This window comes from Rhizobium sp. 10PS4, assembly GCF_032464805.1.
GTDB lineage: Bacteria > Pseudomonadota > Alphaproteobacteria > Rhizobiales > Rhizobiaceae > Rhizobium > Rhizobium laguerreae.
This window is the reverse complement of the sequence record NZ_JAWDIW010000007.1, coordinates 19420-45891: the sequence shown is the minus strand read 5'-3', so window position 1 is coordinate 45891 and position 26472 is coordinate 19420. Positions and strand designations below refer to the sequence as shown.

General features: G+C 62.1%; 18 protein-coding genes. 11 read left to right on the top strand and 7 right to left on the bottom strand.

Annotated elements, in window-relative coordinates; genetic code table 11:
• Nucleotides 1-133: 133 nt before the first annotated feature.
• Entirely contained in the window at nt 134-1432 is a 1299-nt protein-coding gene (locus RWJ89_RS14700) for an NAD(P)/FAD-dependent oxidoreductase (RefSeq protein WP_316031077.1), read from the bottom strand.
• Between the two features lie 9 nt (nt 1433-1441).
• The gene (locus RWJ89_RS14695) at nt 1442-2878 is read right to left on the bottom strand and encodes a glutamine synthetase family protein (protein WP_017967073.1); all 1437 of its coding nucleotides are present in this window, start codon (nt 2876-2878) and stop codon (nt 1442-1444) included.
• Nucleotides 2879-2966: 88 nt separating this feature from the next.
• On the opposite strand from RWJ89_RS14695, the gene RWJ89_RS14690 reads away from it, so the two are divergent.
• The 4 genes from RWJ89_RS14690 (at nt 2967) to RWJ89_RS14675 (ending at nt 9412) form a co-directional block, all read left to right on the top strand.
• The gene (locus RWJ89_RS14690) at nt 2967-4187 is read left to right on the top strand and encodes an NAD(P)/FAD-dependent oxidoreductase (RefSeq protein ID WP_077977657.1); all 1221 of its coding nucleotides are present in this window, start codon (nt 2967-2969) and stop codon (nt 4185-4187) included.
• A 215-nt stretch (nt 4188-4402) separates the two neighbouring features.
• Nucleotides 4403-4546 carry a hypothetical protein gene (locus tag RWJ89_RS14685; protein ID WP_165503813.1) on the top strand — a complete coding sequence of 48 codons (144 nt, stop codon included), beginning with the start codon at nt 4403-4405 and terminating at the stop codon, nt 4544-4546.
• Nucleotides 4547-4858: 312 nt separating this feature from the next.
• Nucleotides 4859-7390, top strand: a complete 2532-nt coding sequence (locus RWJ89_RS14680; protein ID WP_316031076.1) for a methyl-accepting chemotaxis protein — start codon at nt 4859-4861, stop codon at nt 7388-7390.
• A 174-nt stretch (nt 7391-7564) separates the two neighbouring features.
• Entirely contained in the window at nt 7565-9412 is a 1848-nt protein-coding gene (locus RWJ89_RS14675; protein WP_316031075.1) for a methyl-accepting chemotaxis protein, read from the top strand.
• Here RWJ89_RS14675 and RWJ89_RS14670 read toward each other — a convergent pair.
• On the bottom strand, nt 9385-9621 hold the full coding sequence (locus tag RWJ89_RS14670) for a hypothetical protein (RefSeq protein ID WP_168283547.1): 237 nt from the start codon (nt 9619-9621) through the stop codon (nt 9385-9387). The genes RWJ89_RS14675 and RWJ89_RS14670 overlap by 28 nt on opposite strands.
• Before the next feature lie 90 nt (nt 9622-9711).
• Between RWJ89_RS14670 and RWJ89_RS14665 the strand changes: the two genes are divergently transcribed.
• Complete coding sequence (locus tag RWJ89_RS14665; RefSeq protein ID WP_020048519.1) at nt 9712-10581, top strand: LysR family transcriptional regulator; 870 nt, start codon at nt 9712-9714, stop codon at nt 10579-10581.
• A 141-nt stretch (nt 10582-10722) separates the two neighbouring features.
• On the opposite strand, the gene RWJ89_RS14660 is transcribed toward RWJ89_RS14665, so the two are convergent.
• Both RWJ89_RS14660 and aceA read right to left on the bottom strand, forming a co-directional pair.
• On the bottom strand, nt 10723-10959 hold the full coding sequence (locus RWJ89_RS14660) for an SMc00767 family acetate metabolism repressor (protein ID WP_077977662.1): 237 nt from the start codon (nt 10957-10959) through the stop codon (nt 10723-10725).
• A 21-nt stretch (nt 10960-10980) separates the two neighbouring features.
• Nucleotides 10981-12270 carry an isocitrate lyase gene (gene aceA / locus RWJ89_RS14655; RefSeq protein WP_316031074.1) on the bottom strand — a complete coding sequence of 430 codons (1290 nt, stop codon included), beginning with the start codon at nt 12268-12270 and terminating at the stop codon, nt 10981-10983.
• A gap of 190 nt (nt 12271-12460) precedes the next feature.
• On the opposite strand from aceA, the gene RWJ89_RS14650 reads away from it, so the two are divergent.
• The 5 genes from RWJ89_RS14650 to RWJ89_RS14630 all read left to right on the top strand — a co-directional run bounded on the left by RWJ89_RS14650 (nt 12461) and on the right by RWJ89_RS14630 (nt 18063).
• Entirely contained in the window at nt 12461-13870 is a 1410-nt protein-coding gene (locus RWJ89_RS14650) for a helix-turn-helix domain-containing protein (protein ID WP_316031073.1), read from the top strand.
• A gap of 126 nt (nt 13871-13996) precedes the next feature.
• Nucleotides 13997-15094, top strand: a complete 1098-nt coding sequence (locus tag RWJ89_RS14645; protein WP_316031072.1) for a polyamine ABC transporter substrate-binding protein — start codon at nt 13997-13999, stop codon at nt 15092-15094.
• Between the two features lie 89 nt (nt 15095-15183).
• A complete protein-coding gene (locus RWJ89_RS14640; protein WP_316031071.1) occupies nt 15184-16326 on the top strand; it encodes an ABC transporter ATP-binding protein in 1143 nt (380 codons plus the stop codon).
• Nucleotides 16327-16330: 4 nt separating this feature from the next.
• Nucleotides 16331-17242, top strand: a complete 912-nt coding sequence (locus RWJ89_RS14635) for an ABC transporter permease subunit (RefSeq protein WP_131664763.1) — start codon at nt 16331-16333, stop codon at nt 17240-17242.
• Nucleotides 17243-17244: 2 nt separating this feature from the next.
• Entirely contained in the window at nt 17245-18063 is an 819-nt protein-coding gene (locus tag RWJ89_RS14630) for an ABC transporter permease (protein ID WP_131664764.1), read from the top strand.
• A 30-nt stretch (nt 18064-18093) separates the two neighbouring features.
• On the opposite strand, the gene RWJ89_RS14625 is transcribed toward RWJ89_RS14630, so the two are convergent.
• A complete protein-coding gene (locus RWJ89_RS14625) occupies nt 18094-19983 on the bottom strand; it encodes an AsmA family protein (RefSeq protein WP_131664765.1) in 1890 nt (629 codons plus the stop codon).
• 275 nt (nt 19984-20258) lie between these two features.
• On the opposite strand from RWJ89_RS14625, the gene RWJ89_RS14620 reads away from it, so the two are divergent.
• Entirely contained in the window at nt 20259-22211 is a 1953-nt protein-coding gene (locus tag RWJ89_RS14620; protein WP_131664766.1) for an acetoacetate--CoA ligase, read from the top strand.
• A gap of 215 nt (nt 22212-22426) precedes the next feature.
• Here the strand turns inward: RWJ89_RS14620 and RWJ89_RS14615 are convergent, their stop codons facing one another.
• Nucleotides 22427-26299 carry an ATP-binding protein gene (locus RWJ89_RS14615; protein WP_316031070.1) on the bottom strand — a complete coding sequence of 1291 codons (3873 nt, stop codon included), beginning with the start codon at nt 26297-26299 and terminating at the stop codon, nt 22427-22429.
• Nucleotides 26300-26472 lie beyond the last annotated feature (173 nt).

Below are 26472 nucleotides of genomic sequence, written 5' to 3'. Positions count from 1 at the left end.
AGCTTGTCTCTCAATCAGGCTTGTTGACGGCTCTTTTAATCTAATCGATTTAAAAAAGCCAGTGTGCAGTGCAATGAATCTCTCAGGCACCGGTTTTAGAGCGAATTTCCGGAAGATGAAATCCGCAATCGGACTAAAACTTGTCGCGAAGCGCAAACCACGACAAGGCGAGGAAAAGCAACGGCGCCCGCATGCGCGCACCACCGGGAAAGGGTGGAATATCAAGCGATGTGAAGAGGTCGAGATCGCGAGATTTTCCAAGCACCGTGTCCGCGTAGAGCTTGCCACAGTAGTTTGACAGCATGACGCCATGGCCGGAATAACCGCCGATCGAGATGACACCGGGCATGACCTCGCGCACGAAGAGCTGGCGCGGCATGGTGATACCGACGTTGCCGCCCCAGGCATGGGTGATCTCGATGTCCTTGAGGTCCGGGTAGATCTCGGCAATCTGCCGGCGGATGTGCAGCGAAATGTCCCGCGGATTGTCCGAGGTATAGGCCTCGCGTCCGCCGAACAGCAGACGGCCGTCGCCGAATTTGCGGAAGTAGCGCACGACGAAGCGCGAATCGGCCACGGCCTCGCCCCCGGGCAGCACATCCGGATGCCCGTCGAGCGGTGCCGTGGCACCGATGAAGGAGCGGATCGGCATGACGTGGCTTGCCGTCACCGGCTCGAGGTCGCCGATATGGCCGTTGCAGGCGATCAGCGCGCGCTCAGCGGTGATCGTTCCCCTTTCGGTTTCGATCGTCACCTTGCCGCCGCTTTGGCGGATCGCCGTTGCCTTGGTCATCTCGAAGATTTCAGCACCGGCATTGGCAGCGACCCGCGCCAGCCCGACCAGCAGCTTCAGCGGATGGATATGGCCGGTGCCGACATCGCGCACGCCGCAATGGAAACGCTTCGAGCCGAGCCTCTCTTGCGTTTCCTCCTCGTCCATGAAGCTGAGATACGGATAACCGTAGCGTAAGGCGGCGATTTCGGCATTTTCGTAGTAGTCGCGTTTGTAGCTCGCCTTGTGGGCGACGTTGAGCTGGCCGGGCACATAGTCGATCTCGATCTGGTGCTCGCGGGCGAAATCGATGAGATGGCACTTGGCCGCTTCGGCAAGATCGAACAGCGCCTTCGAGCGTTCGTAGCCGATCTTCTCCTCGAGTTCTTCCGGCCACCATCGCTGACCGGTGCCCAGTTGGCCGCCATTGCGCCCGGACGCCCCGTCGCCGAAGCGGCAGGCCTCGATCAGCACCACTGAAACGCCTGCTTTGGCAAGATTATAGGCGGCCTGCAGGCCGGTATAACCGCCGCCGACGATGGCGACGTCGCATGTTCTCGAGCCGTCGAGAGCGGCATAAGTGGGCCGCTCCCCGACCGTTGCCTGATACCAGGACAGCCCGGGCGCGATCGGGCTCTGCCATGTCTCCTGCGATGCCATGATGGTCCCTCACACGTTGAGCAGAAGGAATTCCCGCTCCCAAGGGCTGATCACCTGCATGAAGGTTTCGAACTCGCCGCGCTTGACGCCTGCATAAAGGCCGATGAACTGCTTGCCGAACATCTCCTCGAAGGCGGGTTCGTCCTCGAGCAGCGCCACGGCCTCCAGCAGGCCGCGCGGCAGGTCGATCGAGCCCTCATTGGCCGAATCCTCCGTCGGCGCCGTCGGCTCGATCTCGTTCATGATTCCGAGCAGGCCGGAGGCGAGCGAGGCGGCGAGTGCGAGATAGGGGTTGGCGTCCGAGCTCGGCAGCCGGTTTTCCACGCGCCGCGCCTGCGGATCGGAGACCGGGACACGGAAGGCGGTCGTCCGGTTGTCGTAACCCCAGGCATTGTTGACCGGGCAGGACATATCGGGCTGCAGGCGCCGGTAGGAATTGACGTAGGGTGCAAGCATCGCCATCGCGCTCGGCACGAATTTCTGCATGCCGCCGATGAAATGGAAAAATTCCTTCGAAGCCGATCCGTCGGGATTGGAGAAGATGTTCTTGCCCGTCTCGATATCGACCACCGACTGATGGATATGCATCGCCGAACCCGGCTGGCCCTGCATCGGCTTGGCCATGAAGGTCGCGTAGATGTCGTGTTTCAGCGCCGCCTCGCGGATCGTTCGCTTGAACAGGAACACCTGGTCGGCAAGTTCGATCGGATTGCCGTGGCGCAGGTTGATCTCCATCTGCGCCGGTCCCTCTTCATGGATCAGCGTATCGATCTCCAGCCCCTGCTTCTCCGAGAAATGATAGACGTCGTCGATCAGCTCGTCGAACTCGTTGATGCCGGCGATCGAATAGCCCTGGCCGCCGAGGATCGAGCGGCCGGACCGGCCTTTCGGCGGGTGCAGCGGATAGTCGGGATCGTCGTTCTTGGCGACGAGGTAGAATTCGATCTCGGGCGCCACGATCGGCTTCCAGCCGCGCTCATGATAGAGGCTCATGATCCGCTTCAGCACGTTGCGCGGCGTATAGGGGACTTCCCCACCGTCCGAATCGACGATGTCGCAGATCACCTGCGCCGTCGGGTCGGTCTCCCAGGGCACGACGGAAAGCGTCGAAAGGTCGGGCATCAGCTTCAGGTCGCTGTCGCGCGGCTCATAGCGGAAGCTCTCCGTCTCGTCGGGATATTCGCCCGAAATCGTGTGCCGGTAGATTGCCGAAGGCAGCGCCAGCGAGGTGTTGGAGGTGAATTTCGAACTCGGCATCATCTTGCCGCGCGCAACGCCGGCAAGGTCCGGCGTGATGCATTCGATGTCTTCGATGCCCCTGTCCCTCAGCCACCGCGCTGCTTCCTTCCAGTTCGCAACGCCACGCAGGGATCCGGGTTCCGGGGGAGTTTTCTTCGAGGCGGGTACGTTTCTGGCAGGCTTCAGCGTCGTCTTTTTTGGGGACATGACACACCGGTTTGCGTTGATCGTGGCGCCATCATAACCAGACTTTGCCAATTGGCGAGGGGTTGAGAACGTTGACTTTCGCCCTTTGATGGAAAAGAAGACGCGGGGTTTGATCGGGGAAACGGGTTTGCAGCGCAAAAGCGACGTTATCGTCATCGGCGCCGGAGCGGCGGGCATGATGGCCGCCATCCGTGCCGGAAAACGCGGCCGCTCGGTCGTCATCCTCGACCATGCCAGGGCGCCTGGCGAGAAGATCCGCATATCAGGCGGCGGCCGCTGCAATTTCACCAATATCCATGCCGGCCCGAAGAATTTCCTCTCCGCCAACCCGCACTTCGGCAAGTCGGCGCTTGCCCGTTTCACGCCCGCCGATTTCATCGCCATGGTCGACCGCCACGGCATCGCCTGGCACGAAAAGACGCTGGGCCAGCTCTTCTGCGACGATAGCGCCAAAGACATCATCCGCATGCTGCTAGCGGAGATGCGCATGGCCGGTGCGGCGCTGCATCTTGGCACCGAAATATCAGCCGTCGAAAAGACCGAATCCGGCTTCCGGGTATCGACGAGCGAAGGTCACTGTGAAGCATCGTCGCTGATCGTCGCCACCGGCGGCAAGTCGATCCCGAAGATGGGCGCCACCGGCTTTGCCTATCGCCTCGCCGAGCAGTTCGGCTTGGCCGTGCTCGAAACCCGACCCGGCCTCGTGCCGCTGACGCTCGATCCCGGCCTGCTGGAAAGCATCGCGCCGCTCGCCGGCATCGCAGTCCCGGCCGAAATCCGCCACGGGAGGACCGCCTTCCGCGAAGCGCTGCTTTTCACCCATCGCGGGCTGAGCGGCCCCGCTGTCCTGCAGATCTCTTCCTTTTGGCGCGAAGGCGGCGAGGTCGTGGTCTCGATCGAACCGGATATCGACATTGCCGCCCATCTGAAGACCGCAAAACAGATCAATGGCCGTCAGTCGCCGCAGACGGCACTCGGCGAGATCCTGCCGAAGCGGCTGGCACAATTTCTCGTCGAGCGCGAAAAGATCTCCGGCAACATGGCCGACCTGCCGGACAAGGTGCTGCTGCGTCTTGCCGCCGGCGTCCAGAACTGGGCGGTGAAACCGTCAGGCTCTGAAGGTTACCGCACCGCCGAAGTGACGCTCGGCGGCATCGACACGGCGGCGCTCGATTCCCGCAGCATGGAAGCCAAAGCCGTGCCCGGCCTTTATTTCATCGGCGAATGCGTCGACGTCACCGGCTGGCTCGGCGGCTATAATTTTCAGTGGGCCTGGGCTTCCGGTTTTGCCGCGGGCGAATGCGTTTAAAGCTCTTTGTTTTGATGCATGTCGTGGGCCCCAAAACCGCTGCACATTTTTTGACATGCCTTGGAAATATCTGGAGATACCGATTCAAGACTTCTTAATAGAGGTGCGCCATCCTGTCTCAATTGGCGGTTTGTAAGGTCGTCCCTAAATTAAGCTTTACCGGCAAGCCGATTTGTTGGATTGTTGTTGTGTTAGAGAGAAGTGAGGTTTCGCCCATGAACAGAAACGCACGACGCGCCCGCGCCATCGCAATTGCCGAGGCAAAGCCGAACGCTCGAATGGTCGCCCTGCGCTATCTGATGCTTGCAGCCGGCGCCACCGCCGCCTGCCTCGCGCTGCTGCTCTCGCACTTCATCTGATCCTTTCACCAGACCTGGAATCAATGTTGCGACATGCTAGTTGTCGCACTGCGGCATCGCGGTCCATAATTTGTAACTATTTCACTGCCTTGGCTTAACCCGCCATAACCGCTTATCCGAAAATTAATATCTAATCTGACACAATTGCTCGCGAATATTTGGGCATCTCCAAGTTGTTTGGACATGAACTGGCAATGACTGCCGCCTGGCCTCCGGGTTCCCCAATGTAAAATAAGAACAGCTCGATGTGCACCCGGCTGGCGCCGTGTGGCCGCCTGCGGGAGGAGTGGTGTATGAAAGGCCCGGAACGCCATGTTGATTGACAAGATTCTTTCCCGCTTCAGGATCAAGACCAAGGTTTTGATCTTCGTTCTGCCTTTCGTCGTCACCATTTCGGCGGTGGGCCTGACGGGCCTCTACGCTTCAGGACTTCTGCAGGGCCGCATGGAAATATCCAACAGCGTGCTGCAGTCGCTGAGTGGCTTCAAGGATCTCTATGGTTCGATGGACGATTTCCTGCGCGTCACCAGCCCTGAGGCGCGCGACAAACTGATCGCGGATCTGAAGACCCAGCAAGGCGTGCTCGATCAGACGCTGAGCCAGGTTGGTGACGAGGCCGCCGGTCGCGACAGCCTTGCGGAAGCATCGCGCCGCACCAAGGAAATTTCGGGCGTCGTCGACAAGCTGTGGGCCCTGCACGAGCAGGAGAAGGCATTGCATCAGCAGATCGACGCCGCCCAGAAGAGCGTGATCAGCACTCGTTTCACCGTGTCCTACCAGGCCGAGGAATTGCAGAACACGGTCCAGAGCGATGAGAGTGCCGCCACCGCTACCCTTCGCACCGCTGATCGCCTGCTGAAGGGCGGGGATTTTCTCGGCACCGTCGCCAGCGGCTTCAGCAAGCCGCAGACACCGCAGGACAAGATCGCCTTCATCAACGAACAGATGCCTGAGATCATCAAATCGCAGCGTCTGATCGCCATCTCGGTTCCAAGCAATCAGAAGAATGTCGTCGACGCGCTGGCTGCGACCATCGACGGCATCAAGACGATCGCCCAGACGCCCAATCCGACCGACGAGACCGCCACCGAACTCGGCCGTCTCGTTTCGCGCTTCCGCCAGACCGCGACCTATACGCAGTTGACCGCGACGCAGAAAATGCGTGACGCGACGCAGGAATTTGCCGCGCTCGACGGCCGGATTGCCCAGGCCAACTCGGTCCTGCAGGATACGAGGCGTCTCGAAAATTCGGTCTATTCGCTTCAGATCGTTCTTTCCGACTTTCTCGCCGATTCCAGCAAGGAAAATCTCGTGCGGCTGCAGCAGCAGGCCGGCACGCTCGGTAAGGACATGCAGGTGCTGGTCACCAGCGCCAAGGGCATGGGCTTTGCCGAAGGCATATCCGGCGCGATCCAGCCGGCGCTGGACGTTATCTCCGGCGGCGGTTCGAAGATCGTCGACACGATCGGCCAGCGCGTCGCGGCCTATGCCGCGGCCCGCCAGGAGCTTGACCAGATCTGGAAAAAGCTGACCGATTTCGCCGAACTGCAGAAGCAGACGGCCGGCACCGAGCGCACCCAGGCAAACAGCATCTCCGTCATGACCACCGGTCTCGGCATCCTGCTGTCCATCCTCGGCGGCATTGCCCTTGTGCTGACGCTGCAGCGCCCGATCAGCCATATTACCGGCGCCATGCGCCGCATCGCCGAAGGGGCACTGGATACCAGCATCTCCGGCGAGCAGCGCCACGATGAAATCGGCGACATGGCCCGCGCGCTCGGCATCTTCAAGGAAAATGCCATCTCGAAGATCCGCATCGAGGAGCAGAGCGACGAGGAACGCGCCGCCGCCGAACACGAGCGCCAGCGCAACGACGCCGAAAAGCGCGAGATGGATCGTCAGATCGAATTCGCGGTCAATGCGCTTGCCGCCGGCCTCGAACGCATGTCGCAGGGCGATATCTCGACGACGATCGAAACGCCCTTCATCGGCCGTCTCGAACAGCTGCGCCAGGATTTCAACGGCTCGATGATGCGCCTGCAGGCGACGATGAGCCAGATCCGCGACAATGTCGAACTGATCCAGGGCAATGGCAACCAGATGGCCCAGTCGGCCGAGGACCTCTCCAAGCGTACTGAACAGCAGGCTGCCTCGCTCGAAGAGACCGCGGCCGCCGTCGATCAGATCACCGTCACGGTCCGCTCGTCGGCCGAACGCGCCAAGGATGCCGACCAGATCGTCCGTCAGGCCAAGCGCAGCGCCGACGATTCCGCCGTCGTCGTCAGCAATGCGATCGACGCGATGAGCCGCATCGAAGGTGCCTCGCGCCAGATCGAGCAGATCATCGGCGTCATCGACGAGATCGCCTTCCAGACCAACCTCCTGGCGCTCAACGCCGGCATCGAGGCGGCGCGCGCCGGCGAAGCCGGTAAAGGCTTCGCGGTGGTCGCGATGGAAGTCCGCGAACTGGCTCAGCGCTCCGCAGCCGCGGCGCAGGAGATCAAGGGACTGATCAACAAGTCGACCAACGAGGTCAATTCCGGCTCGCAATTCGTGCAGGAGACCGGCACGGTGCTCGCCAAGATCAGCGCCCAGATCGTCACGATCAGCCAGCATGTCGAGATGATCGCCCGCGCCAGCCACGACCAGTCCACCGCGCTGCAGAGCGTCAACGCGACGGTCAACCAGATGGACCAGATGACCCAGCAGAACGCCGCCATGGTGGAGGAGACGACTGCCGCCAGCCGCGAACTGGCCGACGAGGCCGACTCGCTGCGCAGGCTCATCCAGCAGTTCAAGATCGACGGCGAGGCGGCGGCCGCACCAGTTTACCGCGCCGCCTGATCAGGGCTCGATTGCAAATTTTCGAACGGCCTCGGTTTTCCGGGGCCGTTTGCGTATTGCGTAGAGAGCGACCGGAAACGGGGCGACGAATATCGCGGGCGGCCGAGATTTACAGAACATTTTCCTTAACGCTTTTCGTCTAATTTAGCCCTCATTGTTCTGTCGGGGGTTTTGATGCTGCGCCTTTTCTCTACGTCGATCGTCCGCCAGATCGTTGCGATCACGCTGTTTCTGCTGGCCATCAGCACGGCCGCCATCGTCGGCGTGACCTATTACAATCTGAGCCACCATGTGATGGAGGGGGCCGTCTCCGACGCCAGGGATGCCACCCGCGCCATGGCCGTCCTCTACGGCGCGGCCGATCAGGCTGCAAAGATCGAGCTGAAGGACAATCAGCTCTCCGCTGTCACGGAAGACGCCATTCCCGCCCTTGCCGACCATTCGCTCGTCGACCGCACGGCGCAATCGATCGCCGGCGTTGCGACCATCTTTCAAAAGCAGGGCAGCGACTACGTCCGCATCTCCACCAACGTCAAGAAGGAAAACGGCGACCGCGCCGTCGGCACCAAGCTGGTCGCCGAGCACCCCGCCCAGCCGGTTCTCGCCAGGGGCGAGGCTTATTACGGTCCGGCGGAGCTTTTCGGCCGCAAGTTCATGACTGGTTATTTCCCGATCAAGAATGCCGCGAACGCCAATGTCGGCATTCTCTTCATCGGCATTCCGATGGAGGTCTATTACCAGCGCATGTATGAGCTGCAGATACTGGTTCTCGGTGTCGGTGCCATCGTCATGCTCATCGTCGGCGTTCTCGCTTTTTATGCGATCCGCCTGTCGGTGAAGCCTTTGCAGGCGCTGACCGCGAGCGTGCACTCGATTTCCGCGGGCAATCTCGAAGGGGCGATCCCTTGTGTCGAAAAGAGGAACGAGTTCGGCGACATCGGCCGGGCCTTGGCGCTTTTCCGCGACAGTGCCCGCGCGAGGCGCGACCTGGAAACCCAGGCTGGCGAACAGCGCGAATTGAGCGATGCCGAACGCGCCAGGAACGATGCCGACAAGCGCTCGCTCGACGGCCAGATCGACTTTGCCGTCAACCAGCTTGCCGCCGGCCTCGGGCGCCTGTCGCAGGGCGATGTCTCGCAGACGATCGGTACGCCCTTCGTCGGCCGGCTGGAGCAGCTGCGCGTCGATTTCAACGCCTCCCTCTTGCGGCTCCAGGATACGCTGTCCGGTATCCGCGACAGCGCCTCGACGATCCAGCGCAACAGCGGCGCCGTCTCCGCCTCTGCCGGCGAGCTTTCCAAACGCACCGAGGCGCAGGCGGCGAACCTCGAGGAGACTGCGGCCGCGGTGGAAGAGATCACTGTGACGGTTCGTTCTTCCGCCGAGCGTGCCCGTGAAGCCAACAATGTCGTGGCTGCGACCAAGAAGACGGCCGACAATTCCGGCGCCGTCGTCGGCGATGCCGTTGCTGCCATGGATCGCATCGAGCAGGCATCGCAGCGTATCGAGCAGATCATCGAGGTGATCGACGACATCGCCTTCCAGACCAATCTTCTGGCGCTGAATGCCGGCATCGAGGCGGCGCGGGCCGGCGAAGCGGGCAAGGGTTTTGCCGTCGTCGCCCAGGAAGTCCGCGAACTCGCCCAGCGTTCGGCCGATGCGGCGCGCGAGATCAAGTCGCTGATCGAGACATCGAGCCGCGAAGTGACGGCAGGGTCGGAACTGGTCCAGAAGACCGGCAGCGTCCTTGCCTCGATCAGCCAGGAGATCATCGCGATCAGCGGCCATGTCGAGACCATCGCCACCGCCAGCCGCGATCAGTCGGCCGCGCTGCAGGAAGTCAACGGTTCGGTCAACGCCATGGACCAGATGACGCAGAAGAACGCGGCGATGGTTGCCGAGACGACGCAGGCAAGCCGTTTGCTTGCCGGCGAGGCCGATACGCTGATGGCGCTGATCGAGCGGTTCCGCATCGTTGCAGAATCGGCACCGGCTCATCTCGGAGCAAGAAGAGTCGCCTGAACTGCGCAGCCGCTGCCGCTGCGGGATTGCGCCGCGCCCTTGCGCCGCCTTCCGAGGTTGAGGTCGAGCGACGTCAGCCAGGCGGCAAAGCCAATAAGGCTATTGTTTCCGAACTCGGCATAGAATCTGTCCTCTTCCGCCTTGCCGCCGCTTCGCTGGGGATAATGCCGACGGCCGATGGTGCCTGCGATGGTGAGCATGTCGATCATGACAATGTCCTTTCCTGTGTAAGACATCACCTGATTTAGGCGTCGAATTTCTCTTTATAAACGGGAAAAATCCCGCTATGTTTTTCATCCATGAAAAATGCGAGTTGGGATTCCTATCAGCTTTTCCTGCAGGTGGCCCGGCTCGGCGGGCTGACGGGGGCAAGCACTGCAAGCGGGCTCAGTCCTGCGACCGTCGGCCGGCGCATGCTCGATCTCGAGCAGGAAATCGGCCGCGCATTGTTTTCGCGCAGCCAGACCGGATACCGTTTGACCCAGGATGGCCAGGCGCTGCTCGATCACCTGCAGGAAATGGAGGCCGCCGCCCGCAAGGTGGCGGCGTGGCGGCAATCCGGCGAGGGCGGCACCACCGTCAGGGTCACCGCCGGCACCTGGCTCGCCTGGCTGCTGACCGAGAATTTCGCCGCAATCCGCATGCCGGGCGATGCCTTCGCCATTTCGCTCACGATTGGCGAGGCGCGGGCGAGCCTTGCCTACCGCGAAAGCGATATCGGTATTCGCGCCTTCGAGCCTGAGGAGGCCAATCTCGCTGCACGTCAGCTCGGGGAGGTGGCCTATGCCGTCTATGTCAGGCGCAATGCCGCCGAGACCGACGAGCGTTGGATTGCAGTCGCTGAGGAGGAGGCCATATCGGGCTATCTGCGCTGGCCGCACGCCCATTCGGCAGCGGGGATCGTCGCCACCGTCAATCGGCCGCGCTCGCTGCCGGATCTGGTGCGTGCCGGCGCCGGCAAAACCGTGCTTCCCTGTTTCGTCGGCGATCTCCATCCCGAATTGCAGCGGCAGGGCGGCGAGTTGCCGGAGTTGCGCCACCGGCAATGGATCGTCATGAATGCCGAGGACCGCCACCGCCCGGAGATCCGCACGGTCGCCGACCGCATGACCAAGCTCATCAAAAGTTATGCCGATCTCTTCGCCGGAAAACGACCGAGCCGCGGCTAGAGCATGATGCCGAAAACTGTGCAGCAGTTTTGGGACCGCGGCTGCATCCAAGAGGGACGTCGAGCGCCGCACGCCCGATAGGTCGCGCGGCGATTGAAGAAGCGGGCCGACGTCACCGGCCCGCCAACGGTCGGCTTTTCGTCAATGCCGGTTGGTGACGACGACGGGGATCAGCAGGTCGCCCCAGTGGCCGTCGCCGCCGTGATGACGGGCCGAGCGCACCAGTTCGACCGAGACGCCGGCCTCGACGGCTTTCATGACCGATTGGTTCAGCCGGTGCAGGTCGTTGGCGAGCATGCGGATCGTCGTCTGCTGATCCTCGTTCATGCTGCTTGCCTGCTCTTCGGCCCGTTCTCTGACGCGTGTAATGGATGCCATGATCTTCTCCTCCTCTTCGATTTATTCCGCAGCCGGCTTGAACTGCGCATGTTCGGTCGAGCCGAGCATCGCTGTTGTCGAAGACCGGCCGCCGGTGATGGCGAGCGACACGGCGTCGAAATAGCCGGTGCCGACCTCGCGCTGGTGTTTGGTCGCGGTATAGCCATTGACCTCGGCGGCGAATTCCGCCTGCTGCAGCTCGGAATAGGCCGACATCTGCCGCTGCCGGTAGCCGCGCGCCAGTTCGTACATGCCGTAGTTCAACTGGTGGAAGCCGGCGAGCGTGATGAACTGGAACTTGTAGCCCATCGCGCCGAGTTCGCGCTGGAACCTTGCGATCGTCGCTTCGTCGAGGTTCTTCTTCCAGTTGAAGGAAGGCGAGCAATTATAGGCGAGCAGCTTGCCGGGATGGACCTTGTGCACGCCTTCGGCAAAACGCCGCGCCTGATCGAGGTCCGGCTTCGAGGTCTCGCACCAGATGAGATCGCAATGCGGCGCATAGGCGACGGCGCGCGCGATGCAGGGCTCGATGCCGTTTCGCACCTGATAGAAACCTTCGACCGTGCGGCCGGCATCATAGTCGACGAAGGGCTGGTCGCGCTCGTCAATGTCTGACGTCAAGAGCTTTGCCGCTTCCGCGTCGGTGCGGGCGATCACCAGCGTCGCAACGCCCATGACGTCGGCGGCAAGCCGCGCGGCGTCGAGATTGCGGATATGGGCGGCCGTCGGGATCAGCACTTTGCCGCCGAGATGGCCGCATTTCTTCTCCGAGGCGAGCTGGTCCTCGAAGTGAACGCCCGCGGCGCCTGCCTCGATATAGGCCTTCATGATTTCGAAGGCGTTGAGCGGTCCGCCGAAGCCTGCTTCGGCATCGGCAACGATCGGTGCGAACCAGGTCTCGACGGAAAGACCCTGGGCCTCCGCGGTCTCAATCTGATCGGCGCGCTGCAGCGTGCGGTTGATGCGTTTGGCAAGTTCCGGACCGGCATTGGCCGGATAGAGGGACTGGTCGGGATACATCGCCGATGCCGTATTGGCGTCGGCCGCCACCTGCCAGCCGGAGAGATAGATCGCCTTTAGCCCGGCGCGCACCATCTGCATGGCCTGATTGCCGGAAAGTGCGCCGAGCGCATTGACAAAATCCTCCTGGTGAATGAGCCGCCACAGCCGGTCTGCGCCCATTTCGGCCAGCGTATGGCGAAGCGCCACGGAGCCTCTGAGCCGCTGCACGTCCTCGGCCGAGTACGGTCTCTCGATGCAGTCGAAGCGGCCTGCTGATGCGTTTGGAACAAGCTTGTAAAAATCAGTCATGCTGCTCTCCTCACTAAAAAGCCCGACAAAGGTGCTGCGTGACAAGATTGACAATATGAGCCGATATGACCAGAAAAACCTTTGATTTCTTGCCCGGAAAGAGGTTAAGATGACGAGGATTGACAGAGCGGCGCTGTGAATTTGTAAAATTTTGTAAATACAGCGCTCCTTCGTTGTCAAAGGGTGTGACATGGCGGAACGAAAGATATTCGCAGGCCCGAAAGTCAGGCGCATCCGCAATGCGCTGGCGCTGACGCAGACCGCCATGGCCGAGGCGCTTGAAATATCACCGTCCTACTTGAACCTGATCGAGCGCAACCAGCGGCCGCTGACGGTGCAGCTCCTTCTCAAGCTTGCAAGCGTCTACAGGGTCGATCTGGAGGAGTTGCGGGGCCAGACCGGCGGCAGTCTCGACCAGCTCAAGGAGGTGTTTGCCGATCCGCTGCTGTCGGGCGAGTTGCCGGGTGATCAGGAACTGGTGGAGGTAGCCGAGGCCGCACCCAATGCGGCAAGCGGCATGATCAAGCTCTACCGCGCCTATCGCGAGCAGGCGGCAAGACTGTCCGATCTGACGGCGCTGATGGCCGCCGAAGGGCATGCGCCGGTCGCCGCCGGCCGCTTGCCGCTGGACGAGGTGCGCGAGACGCTGGAGCGTAGGTCCGGCTATTTCGGACAGATCGAGACGGCGGCGGAAGCCTTTGCTGCAACGCTCCCCGGCGGCCTCGATCTTGCTGCCGGGCTGAAGGACTGGTTGCGTTCCGAGCGCGGTATCGCGGTGCGTGTCTTGCCCGTCCACGTCATGCCGGATCTGCGCCGCCGCTTCGATCGCCATTCGATGCGGCTTTTCATCTCGGAGCGTCTGTCGCCGGCCGACCGTGCACACGAGATCGCCGTTGAGGCTGCGACTCTCGCTTTGCTGCCGGCAATCGATGCCGAGCTCGACGATCTCTCGCTCTCCTCCGCCGAGGCGCGCCGCATCGCCCGCTTCGAGCTTGCCCGCATCGCGGCCTTAGCGCTTGCAATGCCCTACGAGGCATTTCTATCGGCGGCGAAGGCGACGCGCTACGATATCGATATTTTGCGTGCGCGCTTCGGCGTCTCCTTCGGCCAGGCGGCTGCGAGGCTTGCCATGCTGCAGCGGCCTGGGGCGGCAGCCATTCCCTTCTTTCTGATCGAGACCGATGCCGCCGGCCACCGGCTGCGCAGGGCCGGCGCGCAGGGCTTCCCGCAGGCCCGTTTCGGCGGCGGCTGTCCGAAGCTCAACATCCATGCCGCCTTCCTGCAGCCGGGCCAGATCCTCGCCGAAACGGTCGTCATGCCTGATGGCGCATCCTTTCTGACGGTCGCCCGCACCCTGGAGGGACCAAGCGTCGAATTCGGCGAAAGGGTCAGGCGCACCGCGATCCTCATCGGCTGCGACGCTGCCCTTGGCGAAGGCGTGGTCTACGGGCAGGCGACGGCGCTCGAGCCGGTGGCGATCGGTCCCGCCTGTCGCCTTTGCGAGCGGCGCGGCTGCCTTTCCCGCGCCGAGCCGCCGGTGACGAGACCGCTCGGGCTCGACGAGATGGTGGCAGGCCTCAGCGCCTTCGACTTCCAGTGATTGTGAAATCGTTGAGCGCGCAGGATTTTGCGCTTGTGGGCTTAGAAATTCCTTCTTAGTCTGCGTCGAAAACCAGAGGGAAAAGATGCCCCGGGTGCGGTATCTTTGAACAAAACAGGAGAAGTCATGAGGTCAACCATTCTATGCGTGACGGCCGCCGCCGTTACCGCACTCCTTGCTGCCGCGCCGGCCTATGGGCAGGAGCGCGTGGTCAACGTCTACAACTGGTCGGATTATATCGACGACTCCATCCTGACCGACTTCACCAAGGAAACCGGCATCAAGGTCGTCTACGACACCTTCGATTCCAACGAGACCGTGGAAACCAAGCTGCTTGCCGGCGGCACGGGTTATGACGTCGTCGTTCCCACAGCCGACTTCCTGCAGCGTCAGATCCAGGCCGGCGTCTTCCAGAAGCTCGACAAGTCGAAACTGCCGAACCTTTCCAACATGTGGGATGTGATCCAGAAGCGCACAGCCGAATATGACGCGGGTAACGAACACGCGGTCGATTACATGTGGGGTACGGACGGCATCGGCTACAACGTCAAGAAGGTCGCCGAAATCCTCGGTCCCGATGTCAAGCCCGGCCTCGAAGTGATTTTCGATCCGAAGGTCGCCGAAAAGTTCAAGGATTGCGGTATCTACGTTCTCGACACACCGAAGGACGTCATCTCCACAGCGTTCCGTTATCTCGGCCTCGACCCGAACTCCACCAAGGCTGAGGATTTCAAGAAGGCCGAAGAGCTGCTGACGGCCGTCCGCCCCAATATCCGCAAGTTCCACTCGTCCGAATACATCAATGCGCTTGCCAACGGCGACATCTGCATCGCCTTTGGCTATTCCGGCGACATGCTGCAGGCTCGCGACCGTGCGGCCGAAGCCAAGAACGGGGTCGAAGTCAATTATTCGATCCCCTCGCAGGGCGCCCAGATGTGGTTCGACATGATGGCGATCCCCGCCGATGCGCCCCATGTCGCGGAAGCCCACGAGTTCCTGAACTACATGATGAAGCCCGAGGTCATCGCCAAGGCGAGCGACCATACCTTCTATGCCAACGGCAACAAGGCTTCGCAGCAGTTCGTCAGCAAGGAGATTCTGGAGGATCCGGCGATCTATCCGACCGAGGAGGTGATGAAGAACCTCTTCACGGTCAAGCCGTGGGATCCAAAAACGCAGCGTCTGGGGACGCGCCTCTGGACGAAGGTCGTCACCGGCCAGTAATTCAACCTTAGGCCCGGACGGAAACGTCCGGGCCTTTCAGTTACCGGCCGGGGTGGAGGCCGGCAAAACCTTGTATTTCGGGGAATAATATGAAGTCTCTCGGCAATATCCGCCGCGCTTTTGCGCCTTGGACCGATCCGTCTGCAAAACCCTTCATTGCTTTCAAGAATGTCACCAAACGCTTTGGCGATTTTACCGCCGTCGACGATCTGTCGCTTGATATCTATCACCGCGAGTTCTTCGCGCTGCTCGGCGCTTCGGGTTGCGGCAAGTCGACGCTCCTGCGCATGCTCGCCGGTTTCGAGCAGCCGACCTCGGGCGAAATCGTTCTCGACGGCACCGACATGGCCGGCACGCCGCCCTACAGGCGGCCGGTCAACATGATGTTCCAGTCCTATGCGCTTTTCCCGCATATGACGGTCGAGAAGAATATCGCCTTCGGCCTGAGGCAGGACGGCATGTCGAAGGACGAGATGACTGACCGCGTCTCGCAGATGCTGAAGCTGGTCAAGCTGGAGCAGTTCGCCTCCCGCAAGCCGAACCAGCTTTCCGGCGGCCAGCGCCAGCGCGTGGCGCTTGCCCGCTCGCTTGCCAAGCGCCCGAAGGTGCTGCTGCTCGACGAACCGCTCGGCGCGCTCGACAAGAAGCTGCGCGAGGAAACCCAGTTCGAACTGATGGACCTGCAGCAGAACCTCGGCCTCACCTTCGTCGTCGTCACTCACGACCAGGAAGAGGCGATGACAATGGCCGACCGCATCGCCGTCATGAGCCACGGCAAGGTCGTGCAGGTGGCGACACCCGCCGAGATCTATGAGGCGCCGAATTCCCGCTTCGTCGCGGATTTCATCGGCGACGTGAACATCTTCGACGGCAAGGTCGCCTCATCGGGCGATGGCACCGTGGAGATCGCCATCGACGGCGGCTTCAGCGTGCGCGTCGCCGCCTCCGAGACGCCATCGGCCGGCAGCGCGGTCGGCTTCGCCATCCGGCCGGAAAAGATGCGGGTCGGGCGCACGCCTCCCGCCAACGCTTCGGTCAACGCCGCCAGGGGCGAACTCTGGGATATCGCCTATCTCGGCGACATGACCGTCTTCCATGTGAAATTGCAGAGCGGCAATATCGTCAAAGCCTCGTCCCTCAATGCGCAGCGCTCCGTCGACGACCCCTTCACCTACGATCAGGAAGTCTGGGTCTCCTTCGATGAGAACGCCGGCATTCTGCTGAAGGATTGACATCATGGGCAAGCTCACGTCCGGCCTCTACAATCGCCTCGTCATCGCCATCCCCTATACCTGGCTGCTGCTCTTCTTCCTGGCGCCCTTCTTCATCGTCTTCCGCATTTCGCTGTCGACGACGGCGATCGCCATGCCGCCTTACGAGCCCGTCTTCTCACTTGCCGACGGTTGGGCCGGGCTCTGGAGCAAGATCGGGGCGCTCTCCTTCGACAATTACAGCTACCTCACCGAGGACTCGCTCTATTTCAATGCCTATGTCTCGAGCGTGGTGATTGCCGGGATCTCCACTTTCCTCACATTGCTGATCGCCTATCCGATTGCCTATGGCATGGCACAGGCGCCGCGCAGCATCCGTCCGACGCTGGTGATGCTGGTCATCCTGCCGTTCTGGACGAGCTTCCTGATTCGCGTTTATTCCTGGATCGCGATCCTGAAACCGGAGGGGCTTCTCAACCAGCTTCTCCTGTCGCTGCACGTCATCGACAGCCCGCTGATCATCCTCAACACCAATACCGCCGTCTATATCGGCATCGTCTATTCCTATCTGCCCTTCATGGTGCTGCCGCTCTATTCGGCTCTGGAGAAGATGGACGGTACGCTGATCGAGGCGGCGCAGGATCTTGGTTGCACACCGATCAAGGCCTTCTGGCGCGTCACCTTTCCGCTGTCGATCCCCGGCGTGGTGGCCGGCTGCATGCTGGTCTTCATTCCCGCCGTCGGTGAATTCGTCATTCCCGACCTGCTCGGCGGATCGCAGACGCTGATGATCGGCAAGACGCTCTGGAACGAATTCAACGCCAACCGCGATTGGCCGGTCTCCTCGGCGGTCGCAACGATCCTGCTGATGATCCTGGTGATCCCGATCGTCTTCTTCCAGAACGCCCAAGCCAAGGCCGAAGAGCGGGGGAAATAGTCATGCTGAAATGGACCCGTTTCAACATCATCTCCGTCACGCTCGGCTTTGCCTTTCTCTACCTGCCGATCGTGCTCCTGGTGATCTTCTCCTTCAACGAATCGAAACTCGTCACCGTCTGGGGCGGCTTCTCCACCAAGTGGTATGTCTCGCTGCTCTCGAACCAGGGCCTGCTCGACGCCGCCTGGGTGACGATCCGTGTCGGCCTGCTGTCGGCGACGGTCGCAACCATCCTCGGCACGATGGCGGCGCTGACGCTGGTGCGCTACACCCGCTTTCGTGGCCGCATGCTGTTTTCGGGCATGATCTACGCGCCGCTCGTCATGCCCGACGTCATCACTGGCCTGTCGCTGTTGCTGCTCTTCGTCGCGATCGGTTTCGACCGCGGCTTCTGGACGATCACGCTCGCGCATACGACGCTGACCATGTGCTTCGTCGCCGTCGTCGTGCAGTCGCGCCTGTTGAGCTTCGATCAATCGATCGAGGAAGCGGCACAAGATCTCGGCGCGCCGCCGGTGCGTACTTTCTTCGAGATCACCCTGCCGATCATCGCGCCGGCTGTGCTCTCCGGCTGGATCCTTGCCTTCACCCTGTCGCTCGACGACCTGGTGATCGCCAGTTTCACGTCGGGGCCGGGCGCCACCACGCTGCCGATGAGGATCTACAGCCAGGTGCGCCTCGGCGTGACGCCTGAGATCAATGCGGTGTGCACGATCCTGATCGCGATCGTGACCGTTGGTGTCATCTGCGCCTCGGTCGTCACCAAGCGCCGTGAAATCCAGCGCCAGCGGGACGAGCGTGCGGCAGCCGCCGGCACGTGAGGTCTAACTAAAGCGCGAGCTCCTCGCGCTTTATTGCGCCTGAGGCGTATTGCCGAAAAGTGGAACCGGCGAGATCACCGGGTTCGGCCATGAGCCGCCGATGAAGAACGGCAGAAGCGGCAGCTCCGCCGCCTTGGCCGGATCGGTTGCATCAAGCGATCCGGAAAGCGCCAGCCCGTTCGACTGATAGGTGATGACGCCGGAAAGCGTCAGCGTCTGCGTGGCGCCGGCGATGCGGGCGTCGTGCATTTCGGCGGAGCCGTTGGCGAAGTCGGCCTGAAGGTTGAGCTGGTTGAAGGCGAAGGCGCCGCCTGCCGCCGCGCTCAGCGGAAAGAACGGTTTTTCGGCCGCCTGCGTCCGGAGTGCTGCGGCATCGATGCCGGGAATCGTGCCTTCCCCCGTCCAGAAGTGCAGCCTGCCGCTGACGTCGGCAAGGCCGGTCGTCCAGATCGCCTTCGGCGACTGCAGGTCGAGATCGAGCGATCCGGTTGCAAGCGGCAGCGGACCCTTCAGCTGCAGGCGCTCGGCAAGGGCTGCGAAGTCGGCATTGCGGATCGACAGCTGCAGCTTGCCGCCGCCGTCGAAGTCGCGCTGTGTCGCTTCCAGATGCGCGGTCATTTCACCGCCTTCGAACTGGCTGTCGCCAATATCGAATTTCGCCTCGCCGCCGGCAACGATCATGCTGGCGCCGACATCGGAGAGCTCGAAGAGACCCATCTGCGCGCGCCGCGCCGAAACCCTGACGTCGACATCGAGCACCCGCAGCGGCCCGCTTATGCCGGAGACTTCCTCCGCCTCGCCGGCCGCGAGCCTGAGCGCGAAGGCGTCGAGGAAGGGCTTGAGGTTCATCTGGTCGAAGGCGAGCGTGCCGCCGATCTTCGGTCGTTTGCCTGGTTGGGTGAAAAGGTCCATCACCCCGGTGGCGCTCGCTTCGTTCAGCGAGAGGCTGAGATTGTTGAAACGCAGACCGTTGCCCGACGACATGATATCGGATTCCAGCGAGGCGCTCTTCAGCGTTGCGATGCCGGGGATCGATTTGCCCGACCATGCCAGCAGTGCGGGCACATCGGGAATGCTGGCGGTGATATTGCCGGAAAGGGCCGAAAGGCTGGCGATGCTGGCAATGCCCTGGAAGTGCGCGGTCAAAAGGTTTGATGTGAGCGACGTCCGTGTCTCGGCATTCCTGCCGGCAAAGGCGAGCAGCGGCTGGCGCGAGGCGAAATCGACCTTCAGGTCCTCGCCGTTGATACGGGCGATGATGACCGCCGAGATCGCGCCGGAGAGTCTCGGCCAGGCGATATCTGCGGTGACGCTGTCGAAATGATAGGCCTTGGCGGACTTGATGTCGGTGACCACAAGCGTGCCGTCCTCGACGGTCACTGCGCCGATCTCGGCATCGAGATCGGGATCGAGCACCTCAGCTCCGTTTTCGTAACGCACGCCGCCGATCGCGCGTGCGAGCAGGCCGGCATAACTCCAGTCGATCAGCCCTTTCTCGTCGCGCGTCAGCGCCAGGTTAGGGCGCACCAGATGGAATTCGTGGAAGCTCGTCCGGCCTCTCAACGCATCGATGAGGCTGAAATCGGCCGACAGGCTTTCAATGCTGCCAAGCAGCTTGTCGCCGCTTTCGCGCGGCTGGCGGATGGTGATCTGGTTCAACGTGATGCGCGGCGTCGGCCAGAATTCGAGAACCGGACTACCCTTGATCTCGGCATGGTAGCCAGTCCATTTCGACAGCGCGTCCTCGATGCCGGAGCGCACGAAGCCGGTCGAGATGAGATAGGGTGCGGCTACCCTGAGCGCCACGAAAAGCGCCAGCGCGATCAGCAGGAACACCGTCGACAGACGGGCGAAGGCCGGAAGCCAGCGCGAAACGGGTCCGATCTTCCTGCGCCACCTGCGATGTCTTGACGTGCTCATGATCTCCGCCGGCAAATTCAGCCGGTCATCCCGTTATGCGCTGATTTCGCCGGATATAGGAAATATCAGGCATATGCAAATCCCTACAGCGCCGCGCGTCTTTTCAGACGCGCAAAGGACGCTGTAGCACTTTCAATTAAATGGTTGGAGCATGGTATCGTCCGAAAACCGCTCACACTTTTCGGCATCATACTCCAGGCGTCGGATCGCGTCGGTTCCACGCTTTATAATGCAATGCAGCATGATATAAGGACGGTATTGGGGAGGAGGATTGAATGCAGGATAACAGACCACTCTGGGTGCCCTCGGCGGATGCCGTTGCAAAAAGCCCGATCCATGCCTTCATGGAGCGCTGCAATGCCGATTTCGGGCTTTCTCTTTCGGGCTTTGAGGATCTGCATGCATGGTCGGTGGCCGAGCGGGAGAATTTCTGGTCGACCGTCTGGGATTTCTGCGGCGTCAAGGGAGAGCGTGGCGCAGAGGTGCTTGCCAATGGCGACCGCATGCTGGAAGCCCGCTTCTTTCCCGATGCGACGCTGAACTTCGCCGAAAACCTGCTGTCGGGCCGCGGCGAGGGCGATGCGATCATCTTCCGCGGCGAGGACAAGGCCGAGGATCGCTGGTCGTGGGACCGGCTGCGTGTGCTGGTCTCGAAACTGCAGCAGGCCTTTACAGCACTCGGCATCGGCAAGGGCGACCGCATCGCCGCGATGATGCCGAACATGCCGGAGACCGTCGCCGCCATGCTCGCCGCCGCCTCGATCGGCGCCATCTGGTCGTCCTGTTCTCCTGATTTCGGCGAGCAGGGTGTGCTCGACCGCTTCGGCCAGATTGAGCCAAGGCTGTTCATCGCCTGCGATGCCTATTGGTATTCCGGCAAGCTGCAGGATGTCGGCGCCAAGGTCGCCACGGTCGCAAAAAATCTGGGTGTCCCGACCGTCATCGTCCATTACGCCGGCGATGCGGAGGCCGTGGCGCGTAAGACGCCGGGGGCTTTAACGCTTGACGCTTTTGTCGCGCCCTATGAGGCAAGGGAGGTCGAGTTCACGCGGCTTGGCTTTTCGCACCCGCTCTACATCCTCTTTTCGTCGGGCACGACAGGCGTGCCGAAATGCATCGTGCATTCGGCCGGTGGCACGCTGCTGCAGCACCTCAAGGAGCATCGGCTGCATTGCGGCCTGCAGGCGGGTGAGAAGCTGTTCTATTTCACCACCTGCGGCTGGATGATGTGGAACTGGCTGGTCAGCGGTCTTGCCAGCGGTGCGACGCTCTGCCTGTTCGACGGTTCGCCCTTCGCCCCCGATGGCAACGTGCTGTTTAACTATGCCGAGGCCGAAAAATTCGCCATCTTCGGCACCTCGGCGAAATATATCGACGCGGTGCGCAAGGGCGGGCTGACGCCGCGCGTCAGCCACGATCTCTCCAGCCTGCGGCTGATGACCTCCACCGGTTCGCCGCTATCGCCGGAAGGGTTCACCTTCGTCTACGAGGGCATCAAGGAAGACGTACAGCTCGCCTCGATCTCAGGCGGTACCGATATCGTCTCCTGCTTCGTGCTCGGCAATCCGCTGCAGCCGGTCTGGCGCGGCGAAATCCAGGGGGCCGGCCTCGGCCTTGCGGTCGACGTCTGGAACGATGACGGCAAGCCGGTGCGTGGGGAGAAAGGTGAGCTCGTCTGCACCAAGGCTTTTCCGTCGATGCCGGTGATGTTCTGGAACGACCCCGACGGCGCCAAATATCGCGCCGCCTATTTCGACCGGTTCGACAATATCTGGTGCCATGGCGATTTCGCCGAATGGACGGAGCATGGCGGCCTTGTCATCCACGGCCGTTCGGATGCGACGCTCAATCCCGGCGGCGTGCGCATCGGCACGGCCGAGATCTACAATCAGGTCGAGCAGATGGAGGAGGTGGCCGAGGCGCTCTGCATCGGCCAGGAGTGGGACGACGACGTGCGCGTCATCCTCTTCGTCCGCCTTGCCCCGGATGTGACGCTGACCGAGGATCTCGTCAAGGCGATCAAGACCCGCATCCGCACCGGCGCCTCGCCGCGGCACGTGCCGGCGAAGATCATCGCGGTTGCCGATATTCCCCGCACCAAGTCCGGCAAGATCGTCGAGCTTGCCGTGCGCGAGGTCGTTCACGGCCGGCCGGTGAAGAACCAGGAAGCGCTTGCCAATCCAGAGGCGCTGGGGCTCTTCGCCGGGCTAAGAGAGCTGAAGGATTGACAGCGATCGTAGATTACAAGCTCTCACCCTTTATCAATTTCCTGTCATGGAAACCTTTCGTTAAGAAAGGTTTGTCAAAGGTGAAGCTAACTTGGGGGCCGCACATGAACGATGCCGCCTGGGGCCTTCGGGCCTCCGAAACATGACGTTGATCGACTGAGCTCTTGTTGAACAGCACCAAATTCAAAGGCGGCCTCCTGGCTGCCTTTTCTTTATCAACCGGCCAGCACCCGCTGCGACGGGAAGGTGATCTCGACCAGCGTGCCCTCGTTCGGCGCCGAATTGATCGAGAAGGTCGCTCGGTTGGCATCCACCATCGCCTTGGTCAACGGCAGGCCGAGCCCGGTGCCGTCGCCGCGATGACGCGATTGGGTCGAGGAGACCTGCCGGAACGGCTTCATCGCCTGGTCGAGCTCGCTGCGCGTCATGCCGATGCCGGTATCGCGGACCCTGAGGACGACGCTGCCATTCGCCTCATAGGAGGTGGAAACGACGATCTGCCCGCCTGACGGGGTGAAGCGGATGGCGTTCGACAGGATGTTGAGCGCGATCTGCTTGATCGAGCGCAGATCCGCCACGACCTCGGGTACCGCATGCGACAGCGCCGTGCGGATGATGACGCGCTGGCCGTTCGCCTGCGGCTGTACCAGAGCCACGGCCTCGGAGACCGCCTCATTGAGGCCGACGGCGGCAAAATCGAGATCCATCTCGCCGGCCTCGATCTTTGAAATGTCGAGCAGGTCGTTGACGATATCGAGCACATGCCGGCCGGAGCGGCCGATGTCGTTGGCATATTCGATATAACGCGGATGGCCGATCGGCCCGAAGCGTTCGCCGGCCATCATGTCGGAAAAGCCGATGATGGCGTTGAGCGGCGTGCGGATCTCGTGACTGACGCGGGCGAGGAAATCGGTCTTGTGGGCGTTGGCGGTTTCGGCTGCACCCTTGGCGTTGCGCAGCTCGTCCTCGGTGCGCTTCCACTGGGTGATATCGCGGATGACCGCGCAATAACCGTTGGAGGAGGTGAGCTGGCCCATCGTCATGAACAGCGGCACGAAGCCGCCGGCGGCCTCGCGGCCGATCACTTCGCGCCCGTCGTTCAATACGCTTGCCACGCCATGGTCGGAGAGACCGTTCAAATAGTCGATGACTGCCTTCTGGCTCTCATGGGCAAACAGCATGACGAAGGGTTTGCCGCGCGTCTCCTGTTCGTCGTAATTGAAAAGCGCGCTGGCCGACCGGTTCATCGAGCGAATGTCGCCCTCAGTGCCGATGACGACGACGCCGTCGGTCGCCGTTTCCAGGATCGAGCGCAATTCTTCCACTTCGACCTGGAGTTTAGCGACCTTCTCGAGCATCCGTTCGGGGCGGCCTTCGGAACGGCCCTCGGACCGGCCATCGGACCGGCTTGCGTCGCCGCGGCCATCTTCCTTGCCTTCCACCGGCATCAGCGCCAGCATCAGGGCGTTGGCGTCTTCCCAGCGCACCGATTGCAGCCGCGCGGTCACCGGCGCCAACGTATCGTCGGCCTTGACGAGCATCATGGTGCCGGAGCCTGCGGCCTTCTCCTCGAGTTCGCGGCGCTGCAGCAGCGCTTCGATACCGCCCACTTCGCGCAATGCCTCAAGCGAACCGTAGCCCGTCAACCGCATGAATTCCGGATTGGCATGGATCAGCGCATCGCCGATATGAATGAGTACGGCAACAGGCAGTTGATCGACGGTTCCCACCGAAAGCCCGTCCGTCATCTTGATGCGCGGCGGGATGAAGCTGGTGAGAACCTCGATCTGGCTGGTGGTCTCCTCCAGCCCTTCCGTCGCCTCGTCGTCGGCGATGATCGAAGGTTCTTCGGTGGCGCCATCGTCTTCGCGCTCAGCCTCGACGGCATTCTCGAAGATTGCTTCCTGCGGCGCGATCTCCTCGACCGACGGTATGTCCGCCTGCTCAGTGGCGGGTGTTTCGGCCTCGAACGCTTCGGGTCCGGAGGCCTCTTCGAAGCCGGCCGTTTCCGCGGCGCTGGATTCCATCGGCGCTGCGGCGGCAGGCTCTTCCTTGCGGGTGCCGAAGGCTTCGAGCCGCTTGGCGATCTCGCGGAAATTGGCCTGTTCGGCAGCCGTCAGTCCAGCGCCGGTGTTGTGGAGCTGAACGATCTTGTCGGAGAAACGGCGATTGGGCGTTTCCGAAATCCGAAGCGCCCGCGGCTCTTGCGAAAGTTCCGCTACCGGTTCGGCGGCGGAAACGTCGCCGGCATCGGCGCTGCCTTCCGCTTTTTCGGCTGCACTTTCCTGGGCAGGCGTCTCGATGGCCGCCTGCTCGGTGGCAATCTCATCCGGCGTTGGCTCCGCCTGTGTTTCGCTTGTCGTAGCCGCCTGATCCTCGACCTCCTGCGCCGGGGCGGGATCGATCAGGGGCTCTTCAAGCACTGTCTCCGCTTCGTGTAGCACCTCGGCATTGGTCTCGGCGGGCGGGCCGAGGCTCGCTGCATCATGGCCGATACCATCAGGGCCGAGCGTCAGGCCGAGCGCCAGCGGATCTTCCTGTGCATCGGAAAGCCGCACAACGCCGAAGCCGCGGAAACCATCGAAGTCGCGGTTGCGGGTATAGGTCGGCAGCGCCGCCAGATCGACCGGAACGACGAGGCTGGTGCCTTCGACCGGCCAGAGGATCGTCTTGCCCGACCATGTGTCGCGGCGGGCGAGCGCCTCGGAAAGCTTGCCGTCGGGATCGAGATTGAAGAGGGCGGCGACATCGCCGAAGGCAGAGCCGATGATGTCGGACGCATGCGGACCGACGGCCTCGGCAAATTCGTGGCTGACCTCGTTGAACCGGCCTTCGGCGTCGATCTTCCAGACGAAGCGCGTGGCGCGGCTGTTCGGCCTGAAGACGAAGCCGGGCTCAGCTGCAAGCTGAGGAGCAGGGGTAGCGTCTTGGACCACTGGCGTTGCGACGGCGGTCTCTTCGTGGACCGCTTCCGGCGTTTCTTCGACAGATGTTTCACCGGCTTCGGCAGGCGGTTCCGCCGTCGTCGCCGTTTCCACCGTCTCCGCAATGGAGGTCAAATCGTCCTCGATGACCGCGGCGGGCTCGGTGGCCTCATCCGCGCTGCGATCGATCATGCCGCCGTTGCTCTCCGGCTCCGCATCCGCGGCAGGGTAGGTTTCTTCAATTGCCTCGTCTGCGGATGCCGCGGCTGTCTCGGCTGGCTGTTCGTTTTCGCCGGCGATCTCTTCGAGCGTCTCCTCGACCTCTTCGATCCCCGAGACCGCGTCGATGATTTCGATGAAGCCTGCGGCGGCGACAGGTTCGTCCTGAAGCGCTTCGGCCGGCGGCGCGTTTTCTTCCTGTGCGGGCGCATCGACCGGGTCGAGCGTGGGCGCATCGACTGGATCGAGCGCGGGCGCGTCCAGCGGGTCGAGATGACCGATCGCGGCCTCCACCGCAAAGAGCAGATTGAGCGCCGGATCGTCGCTGAGCTTGCCGACCGCGGCCGGAAGATTGCCTCTGCCGGTCGCGACAGGTCGCTTCACCAATCGGTCGGGATGCGCGCCGGCAAGGTTGATCAAGGTCTTTGCCGTCTGCTCGGAGATTCCGAGCGAGGCAAAGCCCGGCGAAGCCGCGATGACCTCGCCATTGGCGCCGATCACCGCCATATGCGTGTCGGGATCATCAAGTCCCTGCAGCATCTGGGCCGCCGATGCGCCGGCCGCGAGCGGCTTTGCCGAGACCGGCACCGAAAACAGGATGGCCCTTTCGCCCTGGGAAAGCCGGATCAGTTCGGCAGCCGCCTGTACCTGCGCACGCTGAAAGCCCTTGGCAACGCGGATCATCAGGCTGCGGCTGTCGCCGATATCTGTGAGCTGGCGCGCCGCCGTTTCCAGCTGGCGGAAGGTGATGTCGGTGCGGTCGGCCCCCTGATCGAGCAGGTCGTAGACAGCCGAATGGCCGAAAAGCTCGGCACCCGCACCGTTCGCCCAGAGCAGACGAGCAAGATCGGCCGAAAACAGCACCATGGCCTCGCCGCGTGAAAAGCGTTCCCGCACCCGTGCATGCACGGCGATATCGATGAACGGATATTGGACTGCGGGCATGATCGAACCTTGTCGCTGTCGGCCTTCTTAAATTAACGGCTTATTAATAACTGCGCGGCGCATGCCGGTCCAGAAGAGGAGGGTGTTTTCGGGCGGAAAGGTTAACGTCTTGTGCACTGCACAATAAATGTTGCAATGCACAATGGAATGTCTTATATAAGCATCATCCCAAC